Genomic DNA, 25,576 nt, shown 5'->3' on the forward strand with positions numbered 1-25,576 from the left:
GCCAAAGCCATAAATTTGAAGTAGTCTGGTAAGGAAGGTGGGATGTCTGTTATATCCGCCTCATGTGAATAGAAGTATCACAGTTACTGGGGGAGCCTGTAATGCCGGGCTGAGATGGAATCGTGCAAGATTCCGGACCCTTTGCACCTGATCTGGATCATACCAGCGTAGGGAAGTAATCGGCCATTGAAATGTATACGCGGCTGCTGTCTTCAGTGGCGCATTGGAATGGATTATTCCATATGCGCATTGTCTGGATAGCTGCCTCGTTAGATTAGCCGGTTCCCTGGGGAACCGGCTTTTTTGCATAGATCAGCGCCACCCTGGGAATGGTTCCGGATCGGTGTGTCATTTCATCGAAACGGGAGGAATGGACAATGAAGTCGACAGAAGCAGAAGGAACAAAAAAAGTTGAGGTAGAGAAGACAAGCGGGGAGCAAGCCAGTGGGGTAACGCCCTTTCCAGGAAGCCGTAAGGTATATATTCAAGGCTCGCGGCCGGACATTGCCGTGCCAGAGCGCGAAATTGCTCTTCATCCTACACATACGCCGCAGGGCACGGAGCATCATGAGCCATTGCGTGTATATGATACAAGCGGTCCCATGACCGACGAAGCCTATCAGGTCGATATCCGTCAGGGCCTGCCTCCATTACGGCGAGCTTGGGCACTGGAACGGGGCGATGTGGAGGCTTACGAGGGACGCGCCGTCCAGCCGGAGGATAATGGACTGAAACCTGGCTCCAAACGGGAGACAGTGGAATTTCCCGGCGTGACCAATCGTCCGCTTCGTGCTTCGCAAGGGCGTACAGTGACGCAAATGCATTATGCGCGGCAAGGGATCATTACGCCCGAAATGGAATTTGCGGCGATCCGCGAAGGGGTGGAGCCTGAGTTTGTACGGCAGGAGTTGGCGGCTGGACGAGCCATTTTGCCTTCGAATATCAATCACCCGGAAAGTGAGCCAATGGTCATTGGGCGTCATTTTCACGTGAAGATCAATGCGAACATTGGTAATTCTGCGGTTACCTCCTCCATCGAGGAGGAAGTGGAGAAAATGACTTGGGCTGTGCGTTGGGGCTCGGATACGGTTATGGACCTGTCCACAGGCCGTAATATCCATACAACACGTGAATGGATCATTCGGAATTCTCCTGTACCGATTGGGACTGTGCCGCTGTATCAGGCACTTGAAAAGGTGAACGGTGAAGCAGAGGCGCTGACATGGGAGTTGTATCGCGATACGCTGATTGAGCAGGCGGAGCAGGGAGTGGACTATTTTACAATTCATGCGGGTGTATTGCTGCGGTATATTCCGATGACGGCGAATAGAATGACGGGAATTGTGTCCCGGGGCGGGTCAATCATGGCAGCCTGGTGCCTTGCGCACCATCAGGAGAATTTTTTGTATACACATTTTGAAGAAATTTGCGAAATTATGAAAGCCTATGATGTGGCCTTTTCTCTCGGGGATGGTCTACGTCCAGGTAGTATCTATGATGCGAATGATGAAGCACAGTTTGCAGAGCTGGAAACGTTGGGCGAGCTAACGCAAATCGCATGGAAGCATGATGTTCAGGTCATGATTGAAGGGCCGGGACATGTCCCTATGCATAAAATCAAAGAGAATGTGGATTTACAAATGGAGATTTGTAAGGAAGCTCCTTTCTATACCTTGGGACCGCTCACGACGGATATTGCCCCCGGATATGATCATATTACCTCAGCCATCGGGGCGGCGATGATCGGTTGGTTCGGGACGTCCATGCTGTGTTATGTTACGCCTAAGGAGCATTTGGGTCTACCCAATAAGGATGATGTCCGTGAGGGTGTCATTACCTACAAAATTGCGGCACATGCTGCCGATCTGGCCAAGGGGCATCCACGGGCGCAGCAGCGGGATGATGCTTTGTCCAAGGCACGCTTTGAGTTCCGCTGGCGGGATCAGTTCAATCTGTCGCTTGATCCCGAGCGTGCCTTATCCTACCATGATGAAACGCTACCCGCAGAGGGCGCCAAGGAAGCACATTTTTGCTCAATGTGCGGCCCTAAATTTTGTAGTATGCGTATCACTCAGGACATTCGCGCCTATGCAGCGGATAAGGGGCTGAACACTCAAGAAGCAGTAGCTGCCGGAATGCGCGAGAAGGCAGAGCAGTATCGGGATGGAGGTCAGTAAAACGAACGTGGGAGTTTAGGGACAAATGAATTAAAAAAGCCGTGGTTCTCTACAGTCGATGTAGGAAACTACGGCTTTTTAGCTTATGTAAAGCGGATCATGCAACCGGATAAACGGCGCCTTATTTTTTACCCATTTTTTCATTTAAAATATCCTGAAAGCTGAGCTTCTTTTCCGAGCTATCTTCTTTCTTCTGCATACTCACCGCGTTGGCACGTTGGTATTGGTGGTGAAAGGGCATCAGGGTGTGGACGGTTAAGTTCATTGTATTCATGTAGGTCATTCCTCCAATTCCATATTGTCAAATTCAGATTGAGTTGCTTAGGACGTCTGTATAGGACTATTTGTATGTACTTGATGTCGTAATGCTATGTAGGTTGCTTGGTAATGTTTCAATCATTATACCCACATTTTTTCAAAGTAAAACGCTTTTGACATAAAACAGGAAGATGGTCATATGTGTCCAAAATGTCGATTAGGAGGATGGTCGTTTTAGAGGAAAATGTGCCTAGGTCTAAAACAAGGGCTAGAGGCCCGTTTTCTTAGTTTAGTAGTCGGGATTGTGTTATTTTGTCGAATAACCTTGTAAAAGGAGAATTTTGCGGAATCCAAGTCAGGATTGAGGCAGTCTGGTGGCGAATTAAAGTGTCAAAGTTGTATTGACTTTATGTTTGGTAGTAGATACCATGAACTGGTTGTCAGCGTATTTTGACAACAAGAGTCAGCCAATCCATCTGGCGATTCATCCTTTGAAATGTTAGAGAGAGGATTAGAGCATATATGAAAAAAAGTATTGCAGACATTGCATTTATTATTCTGGGTGCGTTTTTTTTCGCGCTAGCTGTTAATCTGTTTGTGATCCCGAATGAATTTGGCGAGGGGGGCGTTACAGGCGTCACGATCATCCTGTACTACCTGTTTCAGTGGTCTCCCTCGATCGTCAATCTGGTGATTAATGGCTTGCTGCTGATTATCGGATATAAATTTTTGGACAAGAGAACGACCCTGTACACTATAATTGCGGTCGCTTTTAACTCGCTGTTTTTACATTTAACGGTCAACTGGCGGATTGATTCGCATGAACCGACGATTAATGCTGTATTTGCCGGAGTTTTGGTGGGGGTCGGCATTGGCTTAATCGTACGGGTAGGTGGCACAACGGCAGGAACGGTCATTTTAGCCCGGATTGCCAACAAGTATCTGGATTGGAATATCAGCTATGGCTTGCTGTTTTTTGATTTGATTGTCGCATTCTCTTCCTATTTTATTATTGGTCCGGAAAAATTGATGCTAACTATCGTTATTTTGTACGTTGGTACAAAGGTGATGGACTTCATGATCGAAGGACTGAACCCGAAAAAAGCAGTCATGATCATTTCGGAGCACCAAGATAAAATTGCCGAGATGGTTATTACGAAAATGGATCGTGGAGTTACCGTCCTGTCAGGCCACGGCTATTACACTAAAAATCCAAAAGAAGTGCTGTATATCGTCATTAGTAAACAAGAGGTGTCAGCGCTTAAAAAGATAGTGAAAGCCATCGACACAGCAGCGTTTATCACCATTCATGACGTGCGAGACGTGTTCGGAGAGGGTTTTCTGGATATTTCGAAGTAACTCGCATGCGCGAAGGTAAGGTTATAAGAGAACATAGTTGGAAGTCGGTCCTGAGGGATCGGCTTTTTGTTTTTGTGATGTTTCTTCCATTTTTGGTATTGGAAAATATGCATAATAAAGAGGAGTCACTCAATTCCTGTTATATGGAGGGTTTGGCGGGATGGAGAATAAGGGTAATTATGATGTAAAAGAAGAATTCAAGAAGCCGTGGACGCATGTGTCTATTTTTTTTATCATGTTGCATGTTATGAATTTTGCTTTATTTTCCTCCTCACTTCATTCCACTAAGGATCGTATAGCATTGTTATATTTTCCATTAGTTACTATGATTATTACATTAGCAATCGTAGTATTGAATCCAAGGTATTCTAAGCATAGAGAATCCTTTTCTGAGCATATGTTAGCTTCCTATCGTAAGATTTGTGCAAGTGTATTTATTGTACTTGATTTGATTTTCCTTGCACTCATGTTCAAATATTCGGGCGGATTTCTGTTCAGCACGCTGAAATTAGCTTTATTTTTATCGGCTATTTTGCATTTAGCAGTAGGAATGTCTTTTGCTACAATAACACCTAACCGTCTAATTGGTTTGAAGTTCCCTTGGCTACTTTCGAATGAAATGGGATGGAAGAAGACGCATCGTATCTCTGCTTATATTTGGATAGCCTTTGGCTTAATCGGGATCGCTATAGGATTAGGACAAGAAGTTAATGTGTATATGGTGCTCGCATCTTGTTTACCGACGATGATTAGTTTTATTACTTCTCTCTTTCTAAGTCATAGGTATAAAAATATAGACTGCTGATATCTGTATAATGCAGATCGATTTAGCATATTAGGGGGATTTCCATGAGAAGTAAGTTAAATTTTTCTAATGTATTGTCTTTTCTTATTTCTGTTTTGCCTTTCATTATCTACCTTTTCATGTATCCGAGAATGCCTAGGAATGTAGCAATCCACTACAATTTCAATGATGTGGCTGACCGTTTTGTTGACAAATCCTCCCCTGAGGTATGGTTGTTGTGTGGAATTAGTCTCATATCTTTTATAATTATGCTAATGCTTCAACCCTATCTCAGTCGTCAGTTCAAGAGCGAAGAAGGCTCTGTAATCATGGAAAGCCTGCCTGGTCTCTTCACACTCCTTATAACCCTAGTGTTCTCAGTTCTCGGCATATGTTTCCTTTTAAAAGCTTAAAGCATATAAAAAATCCCCTCTCAATTCGCAGTTTCCACTGCATTTGGAGGGGATTTCGTTATTTATACGCTCTCTACTCTTGAATCATCTGACGCAATACGGTTTGCAGAATACCACCGTTGTGGTAGTAGTCGATATCGACGGTGCTGTCTAGACGGGCAATTACCGGGAATTCGAACTTTGTGCCATCCTCGCGTTTAGCCACCACTGTAAGCTCTTGACCAGGCTTCACGTCATTGTCGATGCCAAGAATGTCAAACGTTTCACGACCGTTCAGACCCAGGCTAGACCAGCCATAGCCCTCCTGGAATTGCAGAGGCAGTACACCCATGCCGACTAGGTTACTGCGGTGAATCCGCTCGAAGCTTTCGGCAATGACAGCCTTAACGCCCAGCAGTAGCGTACCTTTGGCCGCCCAGTCACGAGAGCTGCCTGTGCCGTATTCCTTACCAGCAATGACGATCAGGTTCTGATCGGCTGCCTGATATTTCATGGATGCATCATAGATGGACATTTCCTCATCCGTTGGCAAGTATTTGGTCACGCCGCCCTCGGTGCCTGGAGCCACATTGTTGCGGATACGGATGTTGGCGAATGTACCGCGCATCATGACCTCGTGGTTACCGCGACGTGAGCCGTAGGAGTTGAAGTCCTTGCGTTCCACGCCATGCTCCTTCAAATACAGTCCTGCCGGGCTGGCAGGGGCAATGTTGCCTGCTGGTGAGATATGGTCCGTCGTGACCGAATCATTCAACAGGGCAAGCACACGGGCATTACGGATTTCCTTGATATCTTGTACGCCATCCTGAAGTCCTTCAAAGAACGGCGGATTTTGAATATAAGTTGAGTTTTCATCCCATTCATACAGTTCGCCTTCAGGAACCGGAATGGAATTCCATTTTTCGTTGGCAGTAAATACATTTTCGTATTTGCGACGGAACATATCCGGGCTGAGAGACAGGCTGATGGCTTCCTTGATTTCCTCGGAAGTAGGCCAGATGTCTTTCAGGTAGACTGGTTGATTGTCCTGATCGTAACCGAGCGGATCATTCACCAAATCAATGTTCACTGTGCCTGCCAGCGCATAAGCGACAACCAGTGGCGGTGAGCCGAGATAGTTGGCTTTGACCTGCGCGTGCACACGGCCTTCAAAGTTCCGGTTGCCGGAAATAACTGCGCCAACCGTCAAATCATGGTCTGTGATGGCTTGACTCACTTCGTCAGGAAGTGGGCCGGAGTTACCAATACAGGTTGCGCAGCCGTAGCCAGCTACATGGAAACCGAGGGCTTCGAGCGGTCCGATTAATCCGGCTTTTTGCAGGTATTCCGTCACGACGAGGGAGCCTGGTGTCAAGCTTGTTTTAACATAGCCTGGCTTTTTGAGCCCGCGCTGTACTGCTTTTTTGGCCAGCAAGCCTGCACCGAGCATAACGCTTGGATTGGAGGTATTCGTGCAGCTTGTGATCGCCGCAATAACGACTGCTCCTGTACCCAACTCGCTGGTGGAGCCGTCCGGATGGGTCAGCGGAATTTTCTTTGCGATTTTTTCATCGCTCAGTCCATAGCCGCCCTTGTCCACCGGGGTACGGATAATGCCTTCAAACGTTTCCTTCATGCGACTAAGCTCAACACGGTCCTGCGGACGTTTGGGTCCGGCGAGACTCGGTACTACCGATGCCAGATCAAGCTCAATCGTATCGCTGAACACAGGGTCCGGTGTATCGGATGTGCGGAACATGCCTTGGGCTTTGTAATATTCCTCTACGAGGCTTACTTGCTCATCAGAACGTCCGGTGCTGCGCAGGTAGGCTAGCGTTTCCGCATCGACCGGGAAGAAGCCAATCGTTGCGCCGTATTCCGGTGCCATGTTGGCAACCGTCGCACGGTCAGCCAAGCTGATGTTTGCCAGACCAGGCCCGTAAAATTCCACGAATTTGCCGACTACGCCTTTTTTACGCAGCATTTGCGTAACAGTGAGCGCCAGATCGGTGGCAGTAGAGCCTTCCGACAGGCTGCCTGTCAGTTTGAAGCCGATCACATCGGGAGTGACAAAATACAGCGGCTGCCCCAGCATACCCGCCTCTGCTTCAATCCCGCCGACACCCCAGCCTACAACACCCAGCCCGTTAATCATCGTGGTATGGGAGTCTGTTCCTACGAGGGAATCTGGAAAGACGACCGTTTCACCGTCAATGGTTTTGGTAGCGGCAACGGAGGCGAGATACTCCAGATTGACCTGATGGACGATACCGGTGGATGGCGGAACGGCCCGGAAGTTGTTGAACGCCGTTTGCGCCCAACGCAGAAAACGGTACCGCTCCTCGTTCCGTTCAAACTCTACATTAATATTGTAATCCAGCGCATCACTGGTACCAAAAGCATCGACCATGACCGAGTGATCGATAACGAGATCGACGGGAACGAGCGGATTGATTTGCTTCGGGTCCCCGCCTGCTTTTTTCACCGTATCACGCATAGCTGCCAAATCGACAACCACCGGGACACCGGTAAAATCCTGTAGCACGATGCGTGCAGGAATGAACGGAATCTCCTTGTTGGTGTCCCGATCTTCAGCCCAGCCTGTCAGCTGTTGCACATGTTCTTCCGTAATGGCGCGACCGTCAAACTGTCGAACAGCGGCTTCCAGCAATACTTTAATGGAGAAAGGCAGCTTGGCGATACCGCTTTTTCCTTGTTCCTCCAGTGCCTTAAGACTGTAGTAGCGATAAGGCTTCCCGTTAACTTCCAGACTACGGGCGATGGAGAATTGATCTTTTCCTGACATAAGTATTACCTCCTTGAAGTGGATGCTTGGGGGAAAATAGGGATGTCGTTTTTTCGACGTCTTTCACAGTTGGTTTAAATTGGTTGCGTTCTCAATTACATCTTCAGTGCTTCATAACGTGTTAGAGGTTGAGATGAATGTAATTTGTTTCATTAGATGAAACATGATTTCAAAATGATTGCTTTTGGATTAAGTATACCGTTTTCAGACGGTTCCGTAAAGTTTTTTTGGCCTAAATGATGCGTTGCAGATTGGAAAATAAAACGTTCCGCTCCCTCGCGTTTCGATGTTCATACCAAGCTTTAGAGATTCATACTTATAGATAGAGAGCATTTCAGACCAGAGAGGCAAGAAAGGAAGTTATTCATCATTCCGGTTATCCCCGGAAAAGGATAGCGGGACGAATATGGAGGGATTGGGATGGGGGAGCGGGAATGGAAACAGGCCCTTTTTGCTTACGTGAATCAATACAATCGCAGTGAAGTGAATGGTGTACCGCAGCCGGATGAGTATCTGGAGGTGGGTCAGCGGATGGAACGGGCAGCACGTGCGGCCAGATTGGAGCAGTGGTACAACGAACGGGATGCTGTTCCCCTACGCAGCGAGACACGCGCCAAGCCGCTACGAATGGTGCAGGATACCCCGGATGAGGCTGTGGTAGATGTACAACTGCATGTCCGACTCTTTTATGAGAAGGGTGGGATGACTCACCGGGAGGATCGGATCGAACGGGAGCGTCTGACGTTCACACGCGAGGGTGAAGCCTGGCAGGTAGCGAGAATTGAGCGCGATCCGGCAGAAAGGAAGCCAGCGGGGGGAGAGGTTCCTTTTGAACAGGCTTCGTTTAATCAAGGAGGAAATCTGCCGCTGCTGAATCGCGGTGTGCTGGGCTTCGGCTCATCAGCACGTCCCAGCCGATATCGCCGCGAAGAAGCAGCGGCCTATGCAGATCAGTGGTGGGATAGCTTCAATCCGGAGTTTGAAGGTTTTGATGTGGATTGCACCAATTATATCTCGCAATGCCTCTTTGCAGGGGGAGCACCGATCCACTATACTGGTAAAAGAGAATCGGGCTGGTGGTATAAAGGACGGGTCGCCGGAAATGAGCTGTGGAGCTACAGTTGGGCAGTTTCCAACAGTCTGGAGCGGTATTTGGGCTCCAGCTCATGGGGGTTGACCGCTGAGCAGGTGAGTCGCCCAGAGCAGCTCATGTTGGGGGACGTCATTTTTTACGATTGGGATGGTGACGGAACCTTCCAGCACAGCACGGTGGTCACGGCCTTTGATGCGGGCGGCATGCCGCTAGTCAATGCACATACGGTAAGCTCCAGACATCGTTATTGGGACTATAAAAATTCGTATGCGTGGACGGACAACACGGTATATCGCTTTTATCACATCGCCGACTATTTTTAAATGAGATGATGGATAACAGGTACAGTGATGCAAATCAGTCACAATGACGAAAGCAGGAAAGCGGAGGATAGGCATGGCAAATCAAAAATTGACCGTAGGGCTAGTGTACGGTGGCAAATCGGGCGAACATGAGGTTTCGCTGCAAACGGCGTATGCGGTAATGAACGCTTTTAACTATGAGAAATACGAGATTATTCCTTTTTATATTACGAAGGCTGGCGATTGGCGTAGAGGGGCGCTATTAAGCGCTCCTCTGGCTTCTGTAGAGCAATTGAAGCTGGAACGCGCAGAGGGCGGCACCAAGGCGGCATTAGATACATTGTTCGGCAAGCTGTACGGAGAGCAGACGCTGGATGTGCTGTTTCCGTTGCTGCACGGTACCTTTGGCGAGGACGGAACGATTCAGGGTCTGTTCGAAATGGCGGATATGCCCTATGTCGGGGCAGGAGTGCTGGCTTCGGCAGCAGGTATGGATAAAGGCGTCATGAAGAAGCTGTTTGAGCATGCAGGATTGCCGCAAGTGAAATACTGTTATTTTAATAGTACACAGTGGGCCCAAACCAGTCATGATCTGGTACGTAACATGGAAACCGAGCTAGGTTATCCTTGCTTTGTCAAACCGGCCAATCTGGGATCAAGTGTCGGTATTTCCAAAGCCAGTAACCGTGAAGAGCTGGAAAAGGCTGTAGACCTGGCTTTGCAATTTGACCTAAAGGTGATTGTCGAGGAGTACGTCGATGCCCGTGAGATTGAGGTCAGTGTACTGGGCAATGATGAGCCGATTGCCTCGGTACCGGGTGAAATTGTATCGTCGAGTGATTATTACGATTACGCTGCCAAATATACGGATGGTCAATCGGAAATGCTCATTCCGGCACCGTTGGATGAGGAAGTGGCAGATCGTATTCGTGAAGCCGCATTGCAAGCATTCCGCGCTCTGGAAGGCTGCGGGATTTCCCGTGCCGATTTCTTCGTCAGACGCTCGGACGGACATATCCTTATTAATGAAGTGAATACAATGCCTGGTTTTACACCGTTCAGTATGTATCCATTGCTGTGGAGAGAAACTGGCGTATCCTATGCAAGTCTGCTGGACCGCATGATTGCCCTTGCACTGGAGCGTTATGAGCGCAGGTCGGCACTGCACTACGAGAACTCATAAACGAAACAAAGGGGAGCTGATCACTCTCCTTTTTGTTCATATATATGGCATATCTTTGAGCACTACACTAAACCCTTAATGATGAAAGGTGGCGGTTACACATGGGCTTTCAAACTGAATTTAACTCCGTGTGCAAATTCAAGAGCGAGCAAGAACTTTACGAACTGCTGGAATACGGACGTGGCAAAATGGTTAAATCCGGGCTGCGCGTGTTTCCGACAGGCCAGAAGGTCATCGCTTACAGCGTGGACAACGTGGCAGTAGCCATCGTGCAGATTGTGGGCTGTATCGCCGAAATTAATTTCCAGGGCGATGAAGTGACCGAAGTTGAAATGATCCTCATTCGTAAGCTGAATGAAGAGGAATCAAGAATTCAGACCGCATTGGCGGATGAAATGTTTTTTGGAGCACAGCAGCAATCCTAGCTGTTTTCTTCTTGCAATTTGTGCGATAACACCGAATCAGCAGGTGCATTTCCGGGTATGATCAGTAGAAAAGGGGTTTAGGTCACAGAACGAAAGCGGCCTTACCATCTACTGCGACTGCTGAAAGGAAGACACTCTATGATCGTAAGGTTCGGTTATGTAGCCATGTCGGTTACCGTTCAAAATGCATCCCCCTCTAAAACCATGACATTGAGCAGCTTTAACAAGATTGGAGACCGAGAAGCTGCAATCCGCAAGCTAGAACGGATAGCAGCCGAAAATCTCCATAATACTTTGAGGCTGCTGCGCCATAATCGCGCGAGTGATATCCAGGTCTATCGTTTCTCATCCAAGCTGATTCCGCTCGCGACCCATCAGGATCTGCGGGATTGGGATCCTTTTCAGGCGCTTGCTGCTGACTTTGCAGAGGTTGGGAACTATGTCAGGGCGAATAAGATGAGGGTATCGTTTCACCCCGATCATTTTACAGTGTTAAGCACTCCCCGTCCTGAGGTGTTGCAAAGCTCCATTAATGATCTGAAGTACCACAAAGCGATGCTGGAGGCCATGGGACTGGGTGCCGAAGCCAAGAACAACATTCATATTGGTGGTGCATACGGAGATAAGGTGACCTCAGGCCAGCGTTTTGTAGAGCAGGTTAGTGCTCTGGATCTTTCATTAAGAGAACGGTTAACGCTGGAAAATGATGATAAAACGTTCAATGCGTTGGAAACGCTGGATGCTTGCAAATTGACGGGGTTACCGATGGTTCTCGATATTCATCATCAATGGGTGAATAATGAGGGGGAGAAGCCGTGGGAGCTATGGCCGGATATTTTGGATACCTGGAAAGGGGAATTGGCCCAAGCCGGATCTTCTGTGGATCATCCATTGCCGCCCAAAATCCATGCGTCCAGCCCCAAAAGTGAAAAAGATCCTCGGGGTCATGCGGACGGTGTTCTAATGGAGCCGTTGCTTACCTTTTTGCGCAATATTGCCGGATATACGGATCGGATTGATGTCATGCTTGAAGCCAAACTTAAGGATGAAGCGTTATTCGGGTTGATGAATGAACTGCGCCTTCAGGAAGCTAATGGGGTTAAAGTGCTGGATGGAGCTTCCGTAGAAATTATGCCTTAGAAAGTAGCATTTTGCGGATAATGCTCCCATTTAGAGAAACTTTATGCAGATTATTGTGTATACTAGAATGTGTAAACTAGCAAACTTGTACTGAAACAGAGATGGTTAAGAGACTGTGTTGTAGAGCAGCTTCGTAAACCACGTAACAATGATATAGAAAGTAGAGTGAACACGTTGAACGAAAATGAAAACGAAAAGGTTCCCTATATCGTATCAGGAAAAAGCTATACTGCCGTGGCTATTAACGCGGCATCCAAAGCCGGGGAATGGATTAAAAGCAGGCTGGGAACTGTTGAACATTTGAATACCAAACAGTCTCCTACGGATCTAGTGACCGAGGTAGATAAAGGTGCAGAGCAAATGATTCGCAGACTGATTCTGACCCATTTTCCCGATCATGCTATTTTGGGTGAAGAGGGTGTAGAGCCGGGAGCCGAAGCTTCGGCCCGCGCATTAGAGGCTGCCCGTGAAGAGGAATATCTATGGATTATTGATCCGGTAGATGGGACTACCAATTTTGTACACAGTCTGCCGTATTACAGTGTGTCTATTGCATTGGCCCATCGTGGAGAGGTGATTGTCGGGGTTATTTATGATCCGTCCCGTGATGAAATGTTTGTAGCGGAAAAAGGAAAAGGCGCTTATGTACATGGCAATCGCATGCAAGCATCGAGAGAAGAAACACTGGGAGATAGTCTGGTGTGCATCGGCTTCCCGCCGGATCGTACGTATGCACAACCGCTAAATATGAAAATTACGCAGGTTCTTACACCTCAGGTACGCGGCATTCGGGCGCTGGGCTCGGCAGCATTACATCTGGCTTATGTAGCATCAGGACGGCTGTCGGCTTATTGCGAAATTGGTTTGAATGCGTGGGATGTGGCAGCGGGCGCTTTGCTGATACAGGAATCAGGCGGCACCATTACCGATACATTGGGCAGACCTTATGACCTGAGTGTACGGCATATTGCAGCGACGAATACAGCTATTCATTCTCAACTTATTCAAGTGCTGAAAGAAGCAGACGCAACCGGGTTATAATTCTACGTAGAACATCATCCTGAAGGAGGAAATCGCGATGAGCCAATCCGAAGAATTGGAGCGCCAGCTCAGTGAACTGCTGACGGAAGGCGAAATTCGTGAGAATGAGGCCCAGAAGCGGGAAAGACTCAGTCCTAAATATGAGGTGCGGGTTCAGACTCATATCGATCCCATTGTTGAGGAGACGCGTAAATACCGAAGTATGGCACGGGAACTTGATGACCGATACGACGAATATATGAGCAAGGCGGACAAATCGAAACCAACCGATCAACGCTAAGCAAATACAAATACCTCTTGCCGAATGACCAAGGCATGGGGTATTTTGTATGATATATAAAGTTTTATCCATTTTGGGCTGGACCGGCCAGGATGAGCGAAGGAGGCGACATTCACTGATTACCTACTTTAAAAGCGCTTACAAAAATGCTGGAATCCATCATAAAATGGTACTGCTGATTACGGTGCTTATGCTGGTTAATTTTGCAGTTGTTGCAGTCATACTTAAGTACGTATTTCATATTTATGATAATCAAATGTACAAAAAAACATCCGAAGTACTCAATATTTCTTCAATCGGCATAGAAAATGAGCTGAAGGATGTGGAAAAAGTTACTTTCAAGGTAACAACGGACGAGCAGCTTCAACGTTATTTGCTGCAATTGGAAAAGGAAAAGTCACCTTATACCAAAATGGTGCTGCGTAAAAAAATAACGAATAGGCTCGTCGCCTTTGCCGGCTCTGAGACCTATGTCTATTCTATGATAGTAATCGACAAAGAGGGACAGGTCATGAGCGCGGGCAACCGCGAAGGTATTCCCCAGGAGCTTCGATCCACCCTGTCGGAGCTGGCAGACGAACATGATGGTTCCAATGCATGGTATGCGGCAGGTCATTCCTCCTTGCTGGCCGCTCGGCAGTTCAAATCCTTTACCGATTCCAATTTTACACTGAATGGGCTCGGAACGCTTGCGATTCGTGTGCGAATTGACCGGATTGTAGCGGATCGTGTGCAGACCTCCGGCCGTGACGGACAACTGATGATTACAGATGGAAGACGGATGATTTATCCCGAAACACCACTTTTGAGTGAGAGTGATATCCAGGCGGAGCTTGGCCGAAAGCAGCCTTACGGGATTGCGACCTACTCAGGAGGAACCTTTTTCGCTGCTCAAATCAAATCCTCTTATACGGGGTGGACGTATTTGCATATGACCCCCTTCGATGATATGTTTCGCAGTATTACGATCATTAAAGAAGTTGTAAGCGCTATTTTTGTAATTATGCTTCTTATCGCATTGGCACTGGGGGCTAGGTTGTCAGGGAGCATTACCAAACCGATTGTTCAATTAATCCAGAACATGCGTAAAATAGAAAAAGGCGATCTCGACCGTTTGGAAGAAGAAGCACTTGGCGCGGTCCCCCTTTCCACACAGGATGAGGTAGGCTTGTTACATCGGACATATAAGAAAATGATTCGCCGCATTCGTGAGCTCATTAATGAGAATGTTGGCAAGCAGCTATTACTGCGGGAAACAGAGCTAAAGGCATTACAGGCACAGATTAATCCACACTTTTTATACAACACGCTGGAATCCGTGAACTGGCTCGCCAAGGCCAATAAGCAGGATCGGATTTCAGAGATGGTGGAAGCACTTGCTTTTCTATTGCGTAGTGCGGTCAGTTTTGAAGAGCAGCTGATTCCGCTTCGAAAAGAACTGGATATTGTAAGGAGCTACGTAACGATCCAAAAAACACGTTTTGATGAACGTCTCGTTTTCCATCTGGATGTCCCGGAAGAACTGATGGATGCACAAATTCCGAAGCTAACGCTTCAGCCCTTGGTGGAGAATGCCATTCATTATGCGCTGGAGCCGCGAATTGAACCCTGTCGGATTGCTATTATTGCGAGAGAAAGCGAGGGGGCTCTATTTCTGCGAGTTGAAGATGACGGACCGGGAATGACGCCGGATTTCTTGGAAAAGCTGCGGAGCGGGCAGGTCATGACTCGTGGGCAGGGCATTGGACTTACGAATATTCAGGAACGGATTAACCTGACATTTGGTACACCTTGGGGGATAGAGCTGCATAGCGAGTCAGGAACAGGAACGTCGATTCATGTCTGTATTCCATATGTGAAAGGGGATCAGGGTCGTGTACAAGGTGCTACTGGTTGATGATGAGCGTATGATTTTGGAAGGCATATCACAGGTGGTTGATTGGGGGAAAGCGGGAACGAGATTGGTTGGTACGGCACGTAACGGGATTGAGGCTTATGATCAGATTCAGGCCAGCCCACCTGATTTTGTGATTAGCGACATCTCTATGCCTGGATTGGACGGTATCGGACTGGTTGCCAAAACGACGGAGCATTTTCCAGACGTCCGTTTCATTCTGTTGTCTGGTTACAAAGATTTTGATTATGCCTGTCGGGCCATGCAATACGGGGTGAAGCACTACTTGTTGAAGCCATGCAATGAGCGGCAAATTCATGAGGCTCTGACCGAGTTGGGGCAGGAGCGGGAGGAGCAGGAAGAACGCAAGCAGTTTGTAAACCGGATGAAGCTAGATTTTCAGCGTATGCTGCCTCATGTGAAGGAACACTTTTTGAAGGAGTTTATTTCCTATAAAACTTACGGTAGCCGTGATATCGCATTTTATGAGCGGTTATTCGGAATTGAATTGCAAGATAAGCAGGTTCGAATGCTGCTGCTGCGGGTGGAGGAATCCCATGAGCCGGAGCATTTGTTTGCATTGCAAAATATAGCGGCAGATTTGATGGATGATGTCTTGCTCAGTACGACCATGCAGGGGCAATTGCTCATCGTGCTGGAAAGTGAGGAGGATGACACGTCACGGTTTATGAAACAGATTGAAGCGGTACGTGCGACATTTCATCGCTTTTACAAGCTGGAGGTAACAATCGCAGTTAGTGAGTCGGATAGTATGCAGCATTCACGGGGGATGTACCGGGAGACACTGCATTGTATGAATCACCGTTTTTACACCGGGGAGGGCAGTTTGATTACGAAGGAGGATTTAGCGGCTGAGGATACCCGGGAGATGGCAGATTTGGAACTGGACGAGGAGAAGTTCGGTCTGCTAATCAAGGCTGGAAATACGGTGGAGGTTGCACAGGAAGTGGATCGGTTGTTCGGTATTCTGTCCCGGATGAAGCTGGAAATCTCCGTGACCCGCTCCTATGTGCTTCAGCTCTATGCCGCTATGATCCGTATATGCCCTGAAGAAGAGCGTGCGGCGTTTACGAGCCGAATGGTGGTGCTGGCAGAGCAAAAAACGCTGGCATGTCTCAAATCTTTTGTACAGGAAGCTGCCGAACGAATGACCGCAATCTATTATAAAAGTAATGTGTATCGCCAATCTTCCACCGTTGATAAAATGATCACTATTATTGAGCAAAACTACAGAAAATCCGATCTGTCGCTGAACGGAGTGGCAGGTCAAATGCTGTATATGAATTCCGACTACTTAGGAAAAATTTTCAAAAAAGTGACAGGCGAAAACTTTTCACACTACGTCAATCGTTATCGGATCGAACGTGCGGCTGAGCATATTCGAGAGACCGGAGACGTGAAGGTGTTTGAGCTGGCCGAATGGTTCGGCTTCGGTGGGAACGCGCAATATTTTAGCCAGGTGTTCAAAAAATGGGCGGGTATGACGCCTTCCGAGTATATTAAATCACATGAACGGGGATGAGCTGATGGCCCCCACTGTTTTTTAAACCCAGGAAACCTGATTTGTGTATTCCAATGTTTCTCTGCTTTTGGGAAAATAACAACAGGAGCTAATGTAAACGCTATCAAAATTGCGTAAATGCGTTGTCACTCGTGATTTGGCTCCTTTCTAGAACAGCGAAAAGGGGAGAGATAGGTGGGCAAAAAGGGATGGTTTCTGATCATAGCGATGCTGCTCGTTTTGACGACGGCATGTAGCGGAGCGGACGGCGGCAGCAATTCGGGCACAAGTGCAGACGGGAAAGTAAAATTACGGATCGCTTGGTGGGGATCGGATACGCGTCATGAATACACGCAAAAGGTCGTTGATTTGTATAAGCAGAAAAATCCAAATGTAACGATTGATGTGGAATATGCCTCTTTTGATGACTATTGGAAAAAGCTCGCCCCGCAGGCTGCGGCTAATCAGTTGCCTGATATCGTGCAAATGGACATTTCGTATATTAGCCAATATGCGAAAAATGGTCAACTGGAGGATCTCGCGCCTTACTTGAATCAAAAAATTCAGGTCGCTGATGTGACCGAAAATGTACTCAAAACCGGCGTAATTGCTGGAAAGCAATATGGTATTCCAACCGGTGTCAATGTTCTGGGTTTCCAGTATGACCCGGCGTTGCTCAAAAAAGCGGGTATAGACAAAATCCCTGACAACTGGACATGGGATCAATACAAAGAACTGGCTTTAAAAGCGGGTTCCAACAAAGTATACTTTGACAGCTCGATGGCGGCTGATATTTTCTTCCACTACTATTTGCGTACGCAAGGAAAGACTCTCTACAATGCGGAAGGAACAGGATTGGGGTATGACGATGATAAGCTGTTTGTTGACTTCTTCAGCGGATTGGCTAATCTGATTAAAAAGGGAGCGACCCCGCCTCCTGAAATTATGAACCAGACCAAGGGGATTCTTGAGGAATCCGATATTGTAAAAGGAACAGGCATCGGTATTTGGCAGTGGTCCAATCAGTATGTGGGCTTACAGCAGGTTGTTAACCGCCCAATGGCACTGGCTCCAATGTTTGGGCCGAATATGGAAAAAGGCGTATACATGCAGCCTACGATGTACTGGACGGTTGCTTCCCGTTCACAGGTGAAGGATGAGGCCGCAAAGTTTATTGATTTCTGGATGAATGATGTAGAAGCGAATAAATTGATTAAAGGCGAACGGGGCGTGCCGATTTCCTCCAAAATCAAGGAGGCTGTTGCGCCAGAGTTAAGCGAGCCTACGAAGCAGGTGTTTGAATTTGTAGCTTCCATGGAGCCGAAGGCTTCTCCAATGAGCCCGCCGCCACCAGTCGGATCGCCGGAAGTGATTGCGACTCTGACCGATTATATTGAGCAGGTCAATTTCGGACAGATGACGGCTGAAGACGCAGCGGCCAAGTTCCGGGCTGATGCGAATACTATCCTTGCGAATAACAAGCAATAATGAGCGCAATGAGACCTTTAGGGTATCTGACATCGTTTTAGCATAAGAACGACAAGATCGAAGGAACGTTTCGTTAAGTTAACCGTGCGTAGTCCAAAGCATGATTGCGCACGGTTGATTCGACGAACCAACTGCATAAGCACCCTTTGCAGACATCACAATAATATTCATATAACAACGAATTATTAACAACATAAAGTTTTTCTATTTCTTTAAATGCAACAGAAGGGAGGCTTGATGAGCTTGCGAAATCATCAGAGCTTGAAAGCCAATATGACCGGATATGCGTTTATCAGCCCGTTTATTGTGGGCTTTCTGGCGTTTACGTTAATTCCAATGTTTATTTCGCTGTATCTGTCCTTTACCACCTACAACCTGTTCACCCCGCCCAAATGGATTGGTCTGGGTAACTTCGAAAAAATGTTCACAGGCGACCCGAAATACTGGAATTCGATCAGGGTCACGTTTACGTATGTGCTGGTCGGTGTACCGTTGCGACTGATTTTCGCGTTGTTTGTGGCTATGATTTTGAATACCAAATCGCGCATGGTCGGCACCTATCGGACAATGTACTATCTGCCGTCGATTATCGGAGGTAGCGTTGCGGTATCCATTATGTGGCGGAACATTTTCAGTAATAACGGCATAGTGAACAGCCTGCTTTCGACCTTAGGGGCGACTCCGGTGAAATGGTTTGGTGATCCGGATGCTTCGCTTACAATGCTAATCACCCTGTCCGTATGGCAATTTGGCTCCTCCATGCTGATTTTTCTGGCAGGTTTAAAGAACATTCCTGTTGAATTGTACGAGGCGTCCAGTGTAGATGGCGCTAAGCCAGTACGAAAATTTTTCAGTATTACGCTACCGTTGCTTAGCCCTATTATTCTATTTAATCTGATTATGCAGACGATCAGCGCTTTTATGACCTTCGTCCCGGCTTATGTTATTTCTAAGGGTGAAGGAGGCCCGATGGATGGAACGATGCTGCATTCACTGTATCTGTTCCGGCAGGCGTTTATGTTCAGCAACATGGGATATGCGGCAGCCATGGCTTGGGTCATGCTCATTATGATTGGGATACTGACAGCGATTTTATTTATAACCTCCAGATACTGGGTATTTTATGAAACGGAAAAGGGGCGCTGATGCCGATGGCATGGAAAACGGTCAAATGGCCAATTTATCACATACTGGTTGCTGCACTGGCGCTCCTGATGCTGTATCCCGTTTTTTGGATGCTGTTCAGCTCGTTTAAAGAAAGTCGGACGATATTCGTCACGGCATCCTCGCTTTTCCCTACTGAATGGATCTGGCAAAACTATGTAACAGGCTGGAAAGGGACAACTGGCTACAACTTTGGCACGTACATTCTAAACTCGCTCACGATCGTGGTAATTTCAACGATTGGAGCTGTGCTTTCCTCCTCTTTGATCGCATTTGGCTTTGCACGCTTGAAATTCAAAGGGCGTAACTTGTGGTTTGCTTTGATGATGGTGACACTTATGCTACCAGGGGATGTGGTACTGGTACCGCAATATATTATTTTCACCAAGCTCGGTTGGATCAATACGATCTTACCGTTGGTGGTACCCTCCTTTTTCGGGATGCCGTTCTTCATCTTCCTGATGGTGCAGTTTATACGGACGATTCCAGCAGAGTTGGATGAAGCGGCGACGATTGACGGATGCGGCAAGTTCCGGCTGTATTTCAGAATTATTTTACCCTTACTCAAATCGTCGTTGGCTACAGCGGCAATCTTCTCTTTCTACTGGAAGTGGGAGGATTTGCTTGGTCCGGTACTGTATCTGAATTCGCCGGAGAAATATACCGTATCTATTGCACTCAAGATGTTCCTCGACAGCGAGTCGGCTTCCAACTGGGGAGGAATGTTCGCGATGTCTATCCTAAGCCTGCTTCCAGTTATCGCTGTATTCTTCGCATTCCAGAAGCAAATTGTAGAAGGAATGAGTACGAGTGGTTTGAAGGGGTAAGATCCAAAATCCATAACGTGAGGATATGAAGCTTACGAGTGGAAATGGAAGGCATCCGGGTTTGTACGATTGAATGGACGGGATTTGAGGGCGATGGCTGAGAGGTGAGTACATTGTGGAAGTTTGATTTTGGTCCGGGAGAGCCTGCGGATGGCTACAAGGGAGTGTCTCCGGATTGCTTATATACAACTGAACAGGGCTATGGCTTCGAGGCTACGGAGCATGTGTACGGTCGAAAAAGGCAGAGTGCAGCCAAGGATGCACGCACGCGGCTACGAAGCAGCTTTTGTATTCCACTGAACGCTGCATTTGTTGCAGATGTGCCAGACGGGATATATCTCGTCACTATACTGGTCGGCGATTCGCAGGCGGAAACGCTCACGCGATTCAAGGCTGGTGAAGGTAAGCATATGCTGCCTCCAGTACACACGCTGCCGGGCCAGTTCACTGAAGCCCTATTTACGGTGCCTGTCCGGGGTGGCAAACTACGCCTCACCGTATCAGGCACCGCGCCACGGCTCAATGCGCTGGAGATTGCGCCAGCGCCACAGACCCTCCGGCTATTCCTAGCCGGAGATTCCACGGTTACGGATCAGGACGCATCCGGCTATCCGTATACTGGCTGGGGCCAGGCTTTGCCCGCCCTGTTCAAGCATGATGTCTGCGTGGATAATCATGCCGTATCGGGACGAAGCTCCAAAAGCTTTGTGGACGAGGGACGGCTGGACGCTATTTTGGGCGAAATAAAGGCAGGAGACTTCCTGTTCATTCAATTCGGCCATAATGATCAGAAGCCTGATCCAGAGCGGGCTACGGAGCCTTTTACAACCTACAAGGAGAATCTGCGCCTCTACATCGACGGAGCGAAAAGCCATGGGGCCACCCCGGTACTGGTCACGCCCGTACATCGTCGCTATTTTAACGCAGATGGTACGCTATCTGACACACATGGTGACTATGTAATAGCGGTTCGTGAGCTGGCGGAAGAAGCGAATGTACCGCTGATTGATTTGTCTGCTCGCACGCAGGAGTTATATGAGCAGCTGGGTCCCGAAGAGAGTAAAGAGCTTTTTATGTGGCTGCTGCCTGGTGAATACATGAACTTTTCCGGCGGCTTAGAGGATAACACACATTTTCATGAGAATGGCGCGGTTCGTATTGCAGACATGGTGGTGGATGCTGTGAAGGAACTGGATTTGCAACCGCTGCGCATGTATTTACGTTGAAGGACGACCTTTTCATGTACGGGCGTCAAGGAGGTAACTCACGTGAAACTTACCAAAGGGGGAGACGTGGAAATGCCTGCATTGATTTTTGATGAAGAACAAGTTAAGCAGGTGATCGACCGGGTCGTAGAACGCACCTTTCAAATGCACTACAGCTGGGATTGGCCGGGTGGAGTCGCCTTTTACGGAGTATGCGAAGCGTATGAAGCGACAGGAAACGAAAAGTATCTGACCAAGCTGAAAGAATGGGTTGACGAAAATATCGAGGATGGACTTCCATCTCTCTCGGTGAACGGCGTTTCTGTCGGGCACTGTTTGTTGACGCTTTATCAGGCCACAGGTGAGCAAAAATACCTTGATATTGCCATCGAGATGGCAGAATTTTTGGCCCAAAAAGCGGAGCGGTTTGCCGACGGCATTTTCCAGCATACGGTGAATTCACTTCATGATGTATTTCCGCAGCAAGCATGGGTGGATACGATGTTTATGGCCGGTTATTATTTGCTTCGTATCGGTCATCTGTTGGGCAACAAGGAGTATTGGGAGGATGGGGTTCGTCAATATCACGGGCATGAAGAATTTTTGCAGGACCCGGATACGAATCTGTATTATCACGGATGGGATCATGCGAATCAAAGCCGGATGTCAGGAATATATTGGGCGCGCGGCAATTCATGGGCAGCCCTCACGATGGCAAAAGCGCTGAAATTGGTGGAGGTGCAGCATCCATCTTATATGATCATCGACGGCTCGCTGCGTGACCAGCTCAATGCGCTGGTGCGGCTGCAATCCCCGGAAGGGCTGTGGCATACGGTGCTGAACGATGATACCTCTTATCTGGAAACCTCGGGCTCGGCAGGAATTGCGACTGCCTTGCTTATGCAAGGAAGATTGTTTAACAAATACACCCAAAAGGCGATCGACGGTATTCTTTGCCGCATTAAGGACGACGGCACAGTAACGGGGGTATCCGCTGGAACTGCTGTGATGAACGATATTGACGGCTATCGAAACGTTCCGTACAAACGCCTTCAGGGCTGGGGGCAGGGATTGGCGCTTGCTTTTCTGGCTCAACTGTTGCGTACCAAGGAGAATCCGTACGGCTAGAAGAAGGGGCATAAGCGCCAAAAAGTATGATGGGTAAAGGAGGCCAATAGTATGGGAAATGCTGAACTTTCTCAGGAAAAGGTGGCTAATCAGCCGCGAGGCAGTCTATTCTGGGTCATCCCCGATGGGTATATTCCACCGGAAAGCCGGGGAGAGCTGCTCAGTCATGAGAGTATATGCGTGCTGAATTGTGGGAGCCGTGTGGCAAATCTAAGTATAGACATCTATTTTGAAGACCGCGAGCCATTAGAGGGATTGATCGAGGTGGTGGAAGGAAGACGAACCCGTCATATCCGAACAGCCTCGTTGGAGAAATCCGGCGAACGGATTCCGGTAGGTATTCCTTACGCAATTACGGTCACCAGCGATGTGCCCATCATCGTACAATATAGCAGATTGGACACGACACAGCCGGAATTGGCGTTAATGAGTGTCATGGCGTACCCGATTTAATCCGACGAAGACTAAGAAATGAAAAAAGAAATCTCTCGGCTGGAATTGCGCAGCTGGGAGATTTCTTTTTTTGCAGGCAATGTAGTGTTTATTTTTAGCCCGTTTTTTGTGATTTTGCCGAAGTTGTTTTGATCGGCGTGAAGTTTTTTCGCCCTCCGAAATTGGTACCCAGCACGCCGATAATGATCATCACAGCCCCAACAATGTGATAGTAGGCGAGCTGCTCCTTCAAAATGTAAGCACCGGCAATCATGGAAATGAGGGTGGATAAATTGCCGATCACACTCATTTTGGAGGCTTCGATCCACTTCAAGGCAAAGCTCGATAACAGCGAGGTGACGAGGGTAGACAGAATGCCCAGATAAATCAGTGCCATCCAATAACCAGGCTTCACCAGTGGAGCGATATAGGCGCTCATGGAGCCGTCTATAGCATGATATCCCAGTGCCACCACGTTAAAAACGATACATCCCAAAATAGAGGTAACGTAGGTCAATTCCATGGGGTTGTACTTTTGTGTTAATGGTCGTGCCAGCACATTATAGCCGGATAGGCATATCGCAGAAAGCACGAGCAGAAGAATACCGCCATAGCTATTGGATGCTAGCGGTGCTCCGCTTTTCATCACAAATATAAAAACCACGCCAAAGACAGAGAGCAGTAAGGAAATTTTTTGGACTACCGTTGTACGCTCTTTAATAAAATAGGAAGCTAACAGCAACGTAAAAATAGGAACGGTTGCTTGAATAATTCCACCTTCCGATGAAGAAGTGCTCATCAGCCCGAAGGCTTGCAGTGGAAAATACACTAATGGCGAGAGCAGCGCCAGTGGTAAAATGCGCAGAATGTCACGCATCTTGATGTTGATCTTGATCCAACCGAGCAACACGGGAATGGTCAAAGCGATAAATGACAGCGCAAAGCGATGGGCAATCACATCCAGCGGGCTCGCTTCAGTGACTGTCAATTTTACAAATAAAAATGAAAATCCAAGTATAGCTGCATAGCTGAGAGCTGCCAGATAGGCGGCTCCATTTCTGGAACGACTGTGCATAATAAACCTCCGTAATCATGACCTTAACCTGTTGTTCTCTCAATATACCCGGATGGCATCATCTGATACAATCCATAAAATCTGCAACTGTACGGGTACAGTTGTCAAATAAAAAAAGCCGAAACGAAGTCCTAGAGGTCGGATACCCATCCCTAAGACTACTTCCAGCTCTTATCCTATTCATATTCTATCACTTACTGCTTAGTTTACTTACCTTGTGACATCGCCCGGAACGAATCGTCCGCCGCTTCCAGCGTAGCATCCACATCTTCGTCCGTATGCGCTGTTGTGAGGAACCAGGCTTCGTACTTGGATGGTGCCAGATGAATACCGCGATCCAGCATGTGACGGAAGAAGGATGCGAATGCTTCGCTATCCGTATCCTGCGCCTGTGCGTAATTCGTGATCGGATGATCACAGAAATGCGTCGAGAACGCTCCACGAATACGGTTGATCGTCAATGGCACGCCGTAGCGTTCAGCAGAGGACTGAATACCGTCCGTCAGTCTCACGGCCAGACGTTCCATCTCTTCGTACACGCCTTCCCCTTGAAGGACTTCAAGGCAGGCGATGCCTGACGAGATGGAAGCCGGGTTGCCGGCCATCGTACCCGCCTGATAAGCCGGGCCGAGTGGGGCAACCTGCTCCATGATGTGCTTGCTGCCGCCGTAGGCACCAATCGGCAGACCACCACCCATGATTTTGCCCAACGCGGTCAAATCTGGCTGAATCGCATCATGGTTGTCCAAACCTGCATACGTTTGGGTGGAACCGAAGTGGAATCGGAATGCGGTAATGACCTCGTCATAAATGACGAGTGAGCCGTTCGCACGCGCCATGGAGCAGAGCCCTTCCAGATAGCCTGGCTGCGGCATGACCATGCCGAAATTACCAACAATCGGCTCGACCATGACTGCCGCTACATCGTCGCTCCAACGCTCCAAGGCTTGGCGCAACGCGTCGAGATCATTGAATGGCACGGTAATAACCTCGCTCGCAATGTTGGTCGTAATGCCTGCACTGTCAGGTATGCCCAGCGTAGAAGGGCCTGAGCCTGCGGCTACAAGTACCAGATCCGAGTGACCGTGGTAGCACCCGGCGAATTTGATGATCTTGTTCCGCCCAGTATAGGCCCGTGCCACACGAATCGTCGTCATAACCGCTTCTGTGCCAGAATTCACAAACCGGACCTTGTCCATAGAAGGAATGGCCTCTTTTAGCATCTTCGCCAATTTGATTTCCAATGCCGTCGAGGTTCCATACAATACGCCATTCGCTGCCGCTTCGCTGATGGCCTTAGTAATATGGGGGTGAGCATGTCCGGTAATAATTGGGCCGTAGGCCGCCAAATAGTCGATATATCGATTATCATCCGCATCCCAGAAATGAGCGCCTTGGGCGCGTTTCATGAATACTGGAGCGCCGCCGCCTACAGCTTTAAAGGAGCGTGAAGGGCTGTTAACGCCCCCGACAATATGCTCCAGGGCTTCTTTATATAGTGCTTCGGAGTTTTCCCGTTTCATCATCAAAACTTCCTTTCCGTTCATTAAAATAGGGTATACACACGCCAAAGGGCAGCGTTCACGGCTGCCCCTGCATAC

General features: G+C 48.1%; 22 protein-coding genes and 1 riboswitch. Of the genes, 18 read left to right on the forward strand and 4 right to left on the reverse strand.

Annotation, left to right across the window (positions count from 1 at the left end; genetic code table 11):
• Positions 1-78: 78 nt before the first annotated feature.
• A riboswitch (TPP riboswitch) is annotated at positions 79-191 on the forward strand.
• A gap of 186 nt (positions 192-377) precedes the next feature.
• On the forward strand, positions 378-2,177 hold the full coding sequence (thiC, locus tag ACYCSE_RS12920) for a phosphomethylpyrimidine synthase ThiC (protein WP_459702435.1): 1,800 nt from the start codon (positions 378-380) through the stop codon (positions 2,175-2,177).
• Positions 2,178-2,298: 121 nt separating this feature from the next.
• Here thiC and ACYCSE_RS12925 read toward each other — a convergent pair whose 3' ends face one another.
• Entirely contained in the window at positions 2,299-2,451 is a 153-nt protein-coding gene (locus ACYCSE_RS12925) for a hypothetical protein (protein ID WP_010348453.1), read from the reverse strand.
• 506 nt (positions 2,452-2,957) lie between these two features.
• On the opposite strand from ACYCSE_RS12925, the gene ACYCSE_RS12930 reads away from it, so the two are divergent.
• The 3 genes from ACYCSE_RS12930 to ACYCSE_RS12940 all read left to right on the forward strand — a co-directional run bounded on the left by ACYCSE_RS12930 (position 2,958) and on the right by ACYCSE_RS12940 (position 4,991).
• The gene (locus tag ACYCSE_RS12930; RefSeq protein WP_250267444.1) at positions 2,958-3,794 is read left to right on the forward strand and encodes a YitT family protein; all 837 of its coding nucleotides are present in this window, start codon (positions 2,958-2,960) and stop codon (positions 3,792-3,794) included.
• Positions 3,795-3,954: 160 nt separating this feature from the next.
• Complete coding sequence (locus ACYCSE_RS12935; protein WP_459702436.1) at positions 3,955-4,599, forward strand: SdpI family protein; 645 nt, start codon at positions 3,955-3,957, stop codon at positions 4,597-4,599.
• A 131-nt stretch (positions 4,600-4,730) separates the two neighbouring features.
• A complete protein-coding gene (locus ACYCSE_RS12940; RefSeq protein ID WP_254329120.1) occupies positions 4,731-4,991 on the forward strand; it encodes a DUF1648 domain-containing protein in 261 nt (86 codons plus the stop codon).
• A gap of 73 nt (positions 4,992-5,064) precedes the next feature.
• Here ACYCSE_RS12940 and acnA read toward each other — a convergent pair whose 3' ends face one another.
• Entirely contained in the window at positions 5,065-7,776 is a 2,712-nt protein-coding gene (gene acnA / locus ACYCSE_RS12945) for an aconitate hydratase AcnA (RefSeq protein ID WP_459702437.1), read from the reverse strand.
• A gap of 420 nt (positions 7,777-8,196) precedes the next feature.
• Here acnA and ACYCSE_RS12950 point away from each other — a divergent pair, with 420 nt between their 5' ends.
• The 14 genes from ACYCSE_RS12950 (at position 8,197) to ACYCSE_RS13015 (ending at position 22,921) form a co-directional block, all read left to right on the forward strand.
• A complete protein-coding gene (locus ACYCSE_RS12950; RefSeq protein WP_235307243.1) occupies positions 8,197-9,192 on the forward strand; it encodes an amidase domain-containing protein in 996 nt (331 codons plus the stop codon).
• Positions 9,193-9,265: 73 nt separating this feature from the next.
• Complete coding sequence (locus tag ACYCSE_RS12955) at positions 9,266-10,354, forward strand: D-alanine--D-alanine ligase (protein ID WP_039270664.1); 1,089 nt, start codon at positions 9,266-9,268, stop codon at positions 10,352-10,354.
• Between the two features lie 101 nt (positions 10,355-10,455).
• On the forward strand, positions 10,456-10,779 hold the full coding sequence (locus ACYCSE_RS12960) for a hypothetical protein (RefSeq protein WP_007428793.1): 324 nt from the start codon (positions 10,456-10,458) through the stop codon (positions 10,777-10,779).
• Between the two features lie 138 nt (positions 10,780-10,917).
• Complete coding sequence (gene uvsE, locus ACYCSE_RS12965) at positions 10,918-11,919, forward strand: UV DNA damage repair endonuclease UvsE (RefSeq protein ID WP_459702438.1); 1,002 nt, start codon at positions 10,918-10,920, stop codon at positions 11,917-11,919.
• Between the two features lie 174 nt (positions 11,920-12,093).
• Positions 12,094-12,960 carry an inositol monophosphatase family protein gene (locus tag ACYCSE_RS12970; RefSeq protein WP_459702439.1) on the forward strand — a complete coding sequence of 289 codons (867 nt, stop codon included), beginning with the start codon at positions 12,094-12,096 and terminating at the stop codon, positions 12,958-12,960.
• 37 nt (positions 12,961-12,997) lie between these two features.
• The gene (locus ACYCSE_RS12975) at positions 12,998-13,240 is read left to right on the forward strand and encodes a hypothetical protein (protein ID WP_029515768.1); all 243 of its coding nucleotides are present in this window, start codon (positions 12,998-13,000) and stop codon (positions 13,238-13,240) included.
• Between the two features lie 166 nt (positions 13,241-13,406).
• Positions 13,407-15,137: a sensor histidine kinase gene (locus ACYCSE_RS12980; protein WP_459702514.1), complete on the forward strand. Its 1,731-nt coding sequence runs from the start codon at positions 13,407-13,409 to the stop codon at positions 15,135-15,137.
• Positions 15,115-16,677, forward strand: a complete 1,563-nt coding sequence (locus ACYCSE_RS12985) for a response regulator transcription factor (protein ID WP_254351207.1) — start codon at positions 15,115-15,117, stop codon at positions 16,675-16,677. The genes ACYCSE_RS12980 and ACYCSE_RS12985 overlap by 23 nt, the downstream gene beginning before the upstream one ends.
• A gap of 174 nt (positions 16,678-16,851) precedes the next feature.
• On the forward strand, positions 16,852-18,144 hold the full coding sequence (locus tag ACYCSE_RS12990) for an ABC transporter substrate-binding protein (protein WP_459702440.1): 1,293 nt from the start codon (positions 16,852-16,854) through the stop codon (positions 18,142-18,144).
• A 237-nt stretch (positions 18,145-18,381) separates the two neighbouring features.
• On the forward strand, positions 18,382-19,290 hold the full coding sequence (locus ACYCSE_RS12995; RefSeq protein ID WP_023987015.1) for a carbohydrate ABC transporter permease: 909 nt from the start codon (positions 18,382-18,384) through the stop codon (positions 19,288-19,290).
• A 5-nt stretch (positions 19,291-19,295) separates the two neighbouring features.
• Positions 19,296-20,135 (forward strand): carbohydrate ABC transporter permease, encoded by an 840-nt coding sequence (locus ACYCSE_RS13000; protein WP_023987016.1) that lies wholly within the window; start codon positions 19,296-19,298, stop codon positions 20,133-20,135.
• A gap of 113 nt (positions 20,136-20,248) precedes the next feature.
• Entirely contained in the window at positions 20,249-21,361 is a 1,113-nt protein-coding gene (locus ACYCSE_RS13005; RefSeq protein ID WP_452567862.1) for a rhamnogalacturonan acetylesterase, read from the forward strand.
• Between the two features lie 72 nt (positions 21,362-21,433).
• Positions 21,434-22,468 (forward strand): glycoside hydrolase family 88/105 protein, encoded by a 1,035-nt coding sequence (locus ACYCSE_RS13010; protein ID WP_452567863.1) that lies wholly within the window; start codon positions 21,434-21,436, stop codon positions 22,466-22,468.
• Positions 22,469-22,519: 51 nt separating this feature from the next.
• Entirely contained in the window at positions 22,520-22,921 is a 402-nt protein-coding gene (locus ACYCSE_RS13015; protein ID WP_446674943.1) for a sensory rhodopsin transducer, read from the forward strand.
• 94 nt (positions 22,922-23,015) lie between these two features.
• Here the strand turns inward: ACYCSE_RS13015 and ACYCSE_RS13020 are convergent, their stop codons facing one another.
• Together ACYCSE_RS13020 and ACYCSE_RS13025 are read right to left on the reverse strand one after the other, a co-directional pair.
• A complete protein-coding gene (locus ACYCSE_RS13020) occupies positions 23,016-23,975 on the reverse strand; it encodes a DMT family transporter (RefSeq protein WP_446674942.1) in 960 nt (319 codons plus the stop codon).
• A gap of 206 nt (positions 23,976-24,181) precedes the next feature.
• On the reverse strand, positions 24,182-25,498 hold the full coding sequence (locus tag ACYCSE_RS13025; protein ID WP_302057436.1) for a glutamate-1-semialdehyde 2,1-aminomutase: 1,317 nt from the start codon (positions 25,496-25,498) through the stop codon (positions 24,182-24,184).
• Positions 25,499-25,576: the final 78 nt, after the last annotated feature.

Source organism: Paenibacillus sp. SEL1 (assembly GCF_054602535.1).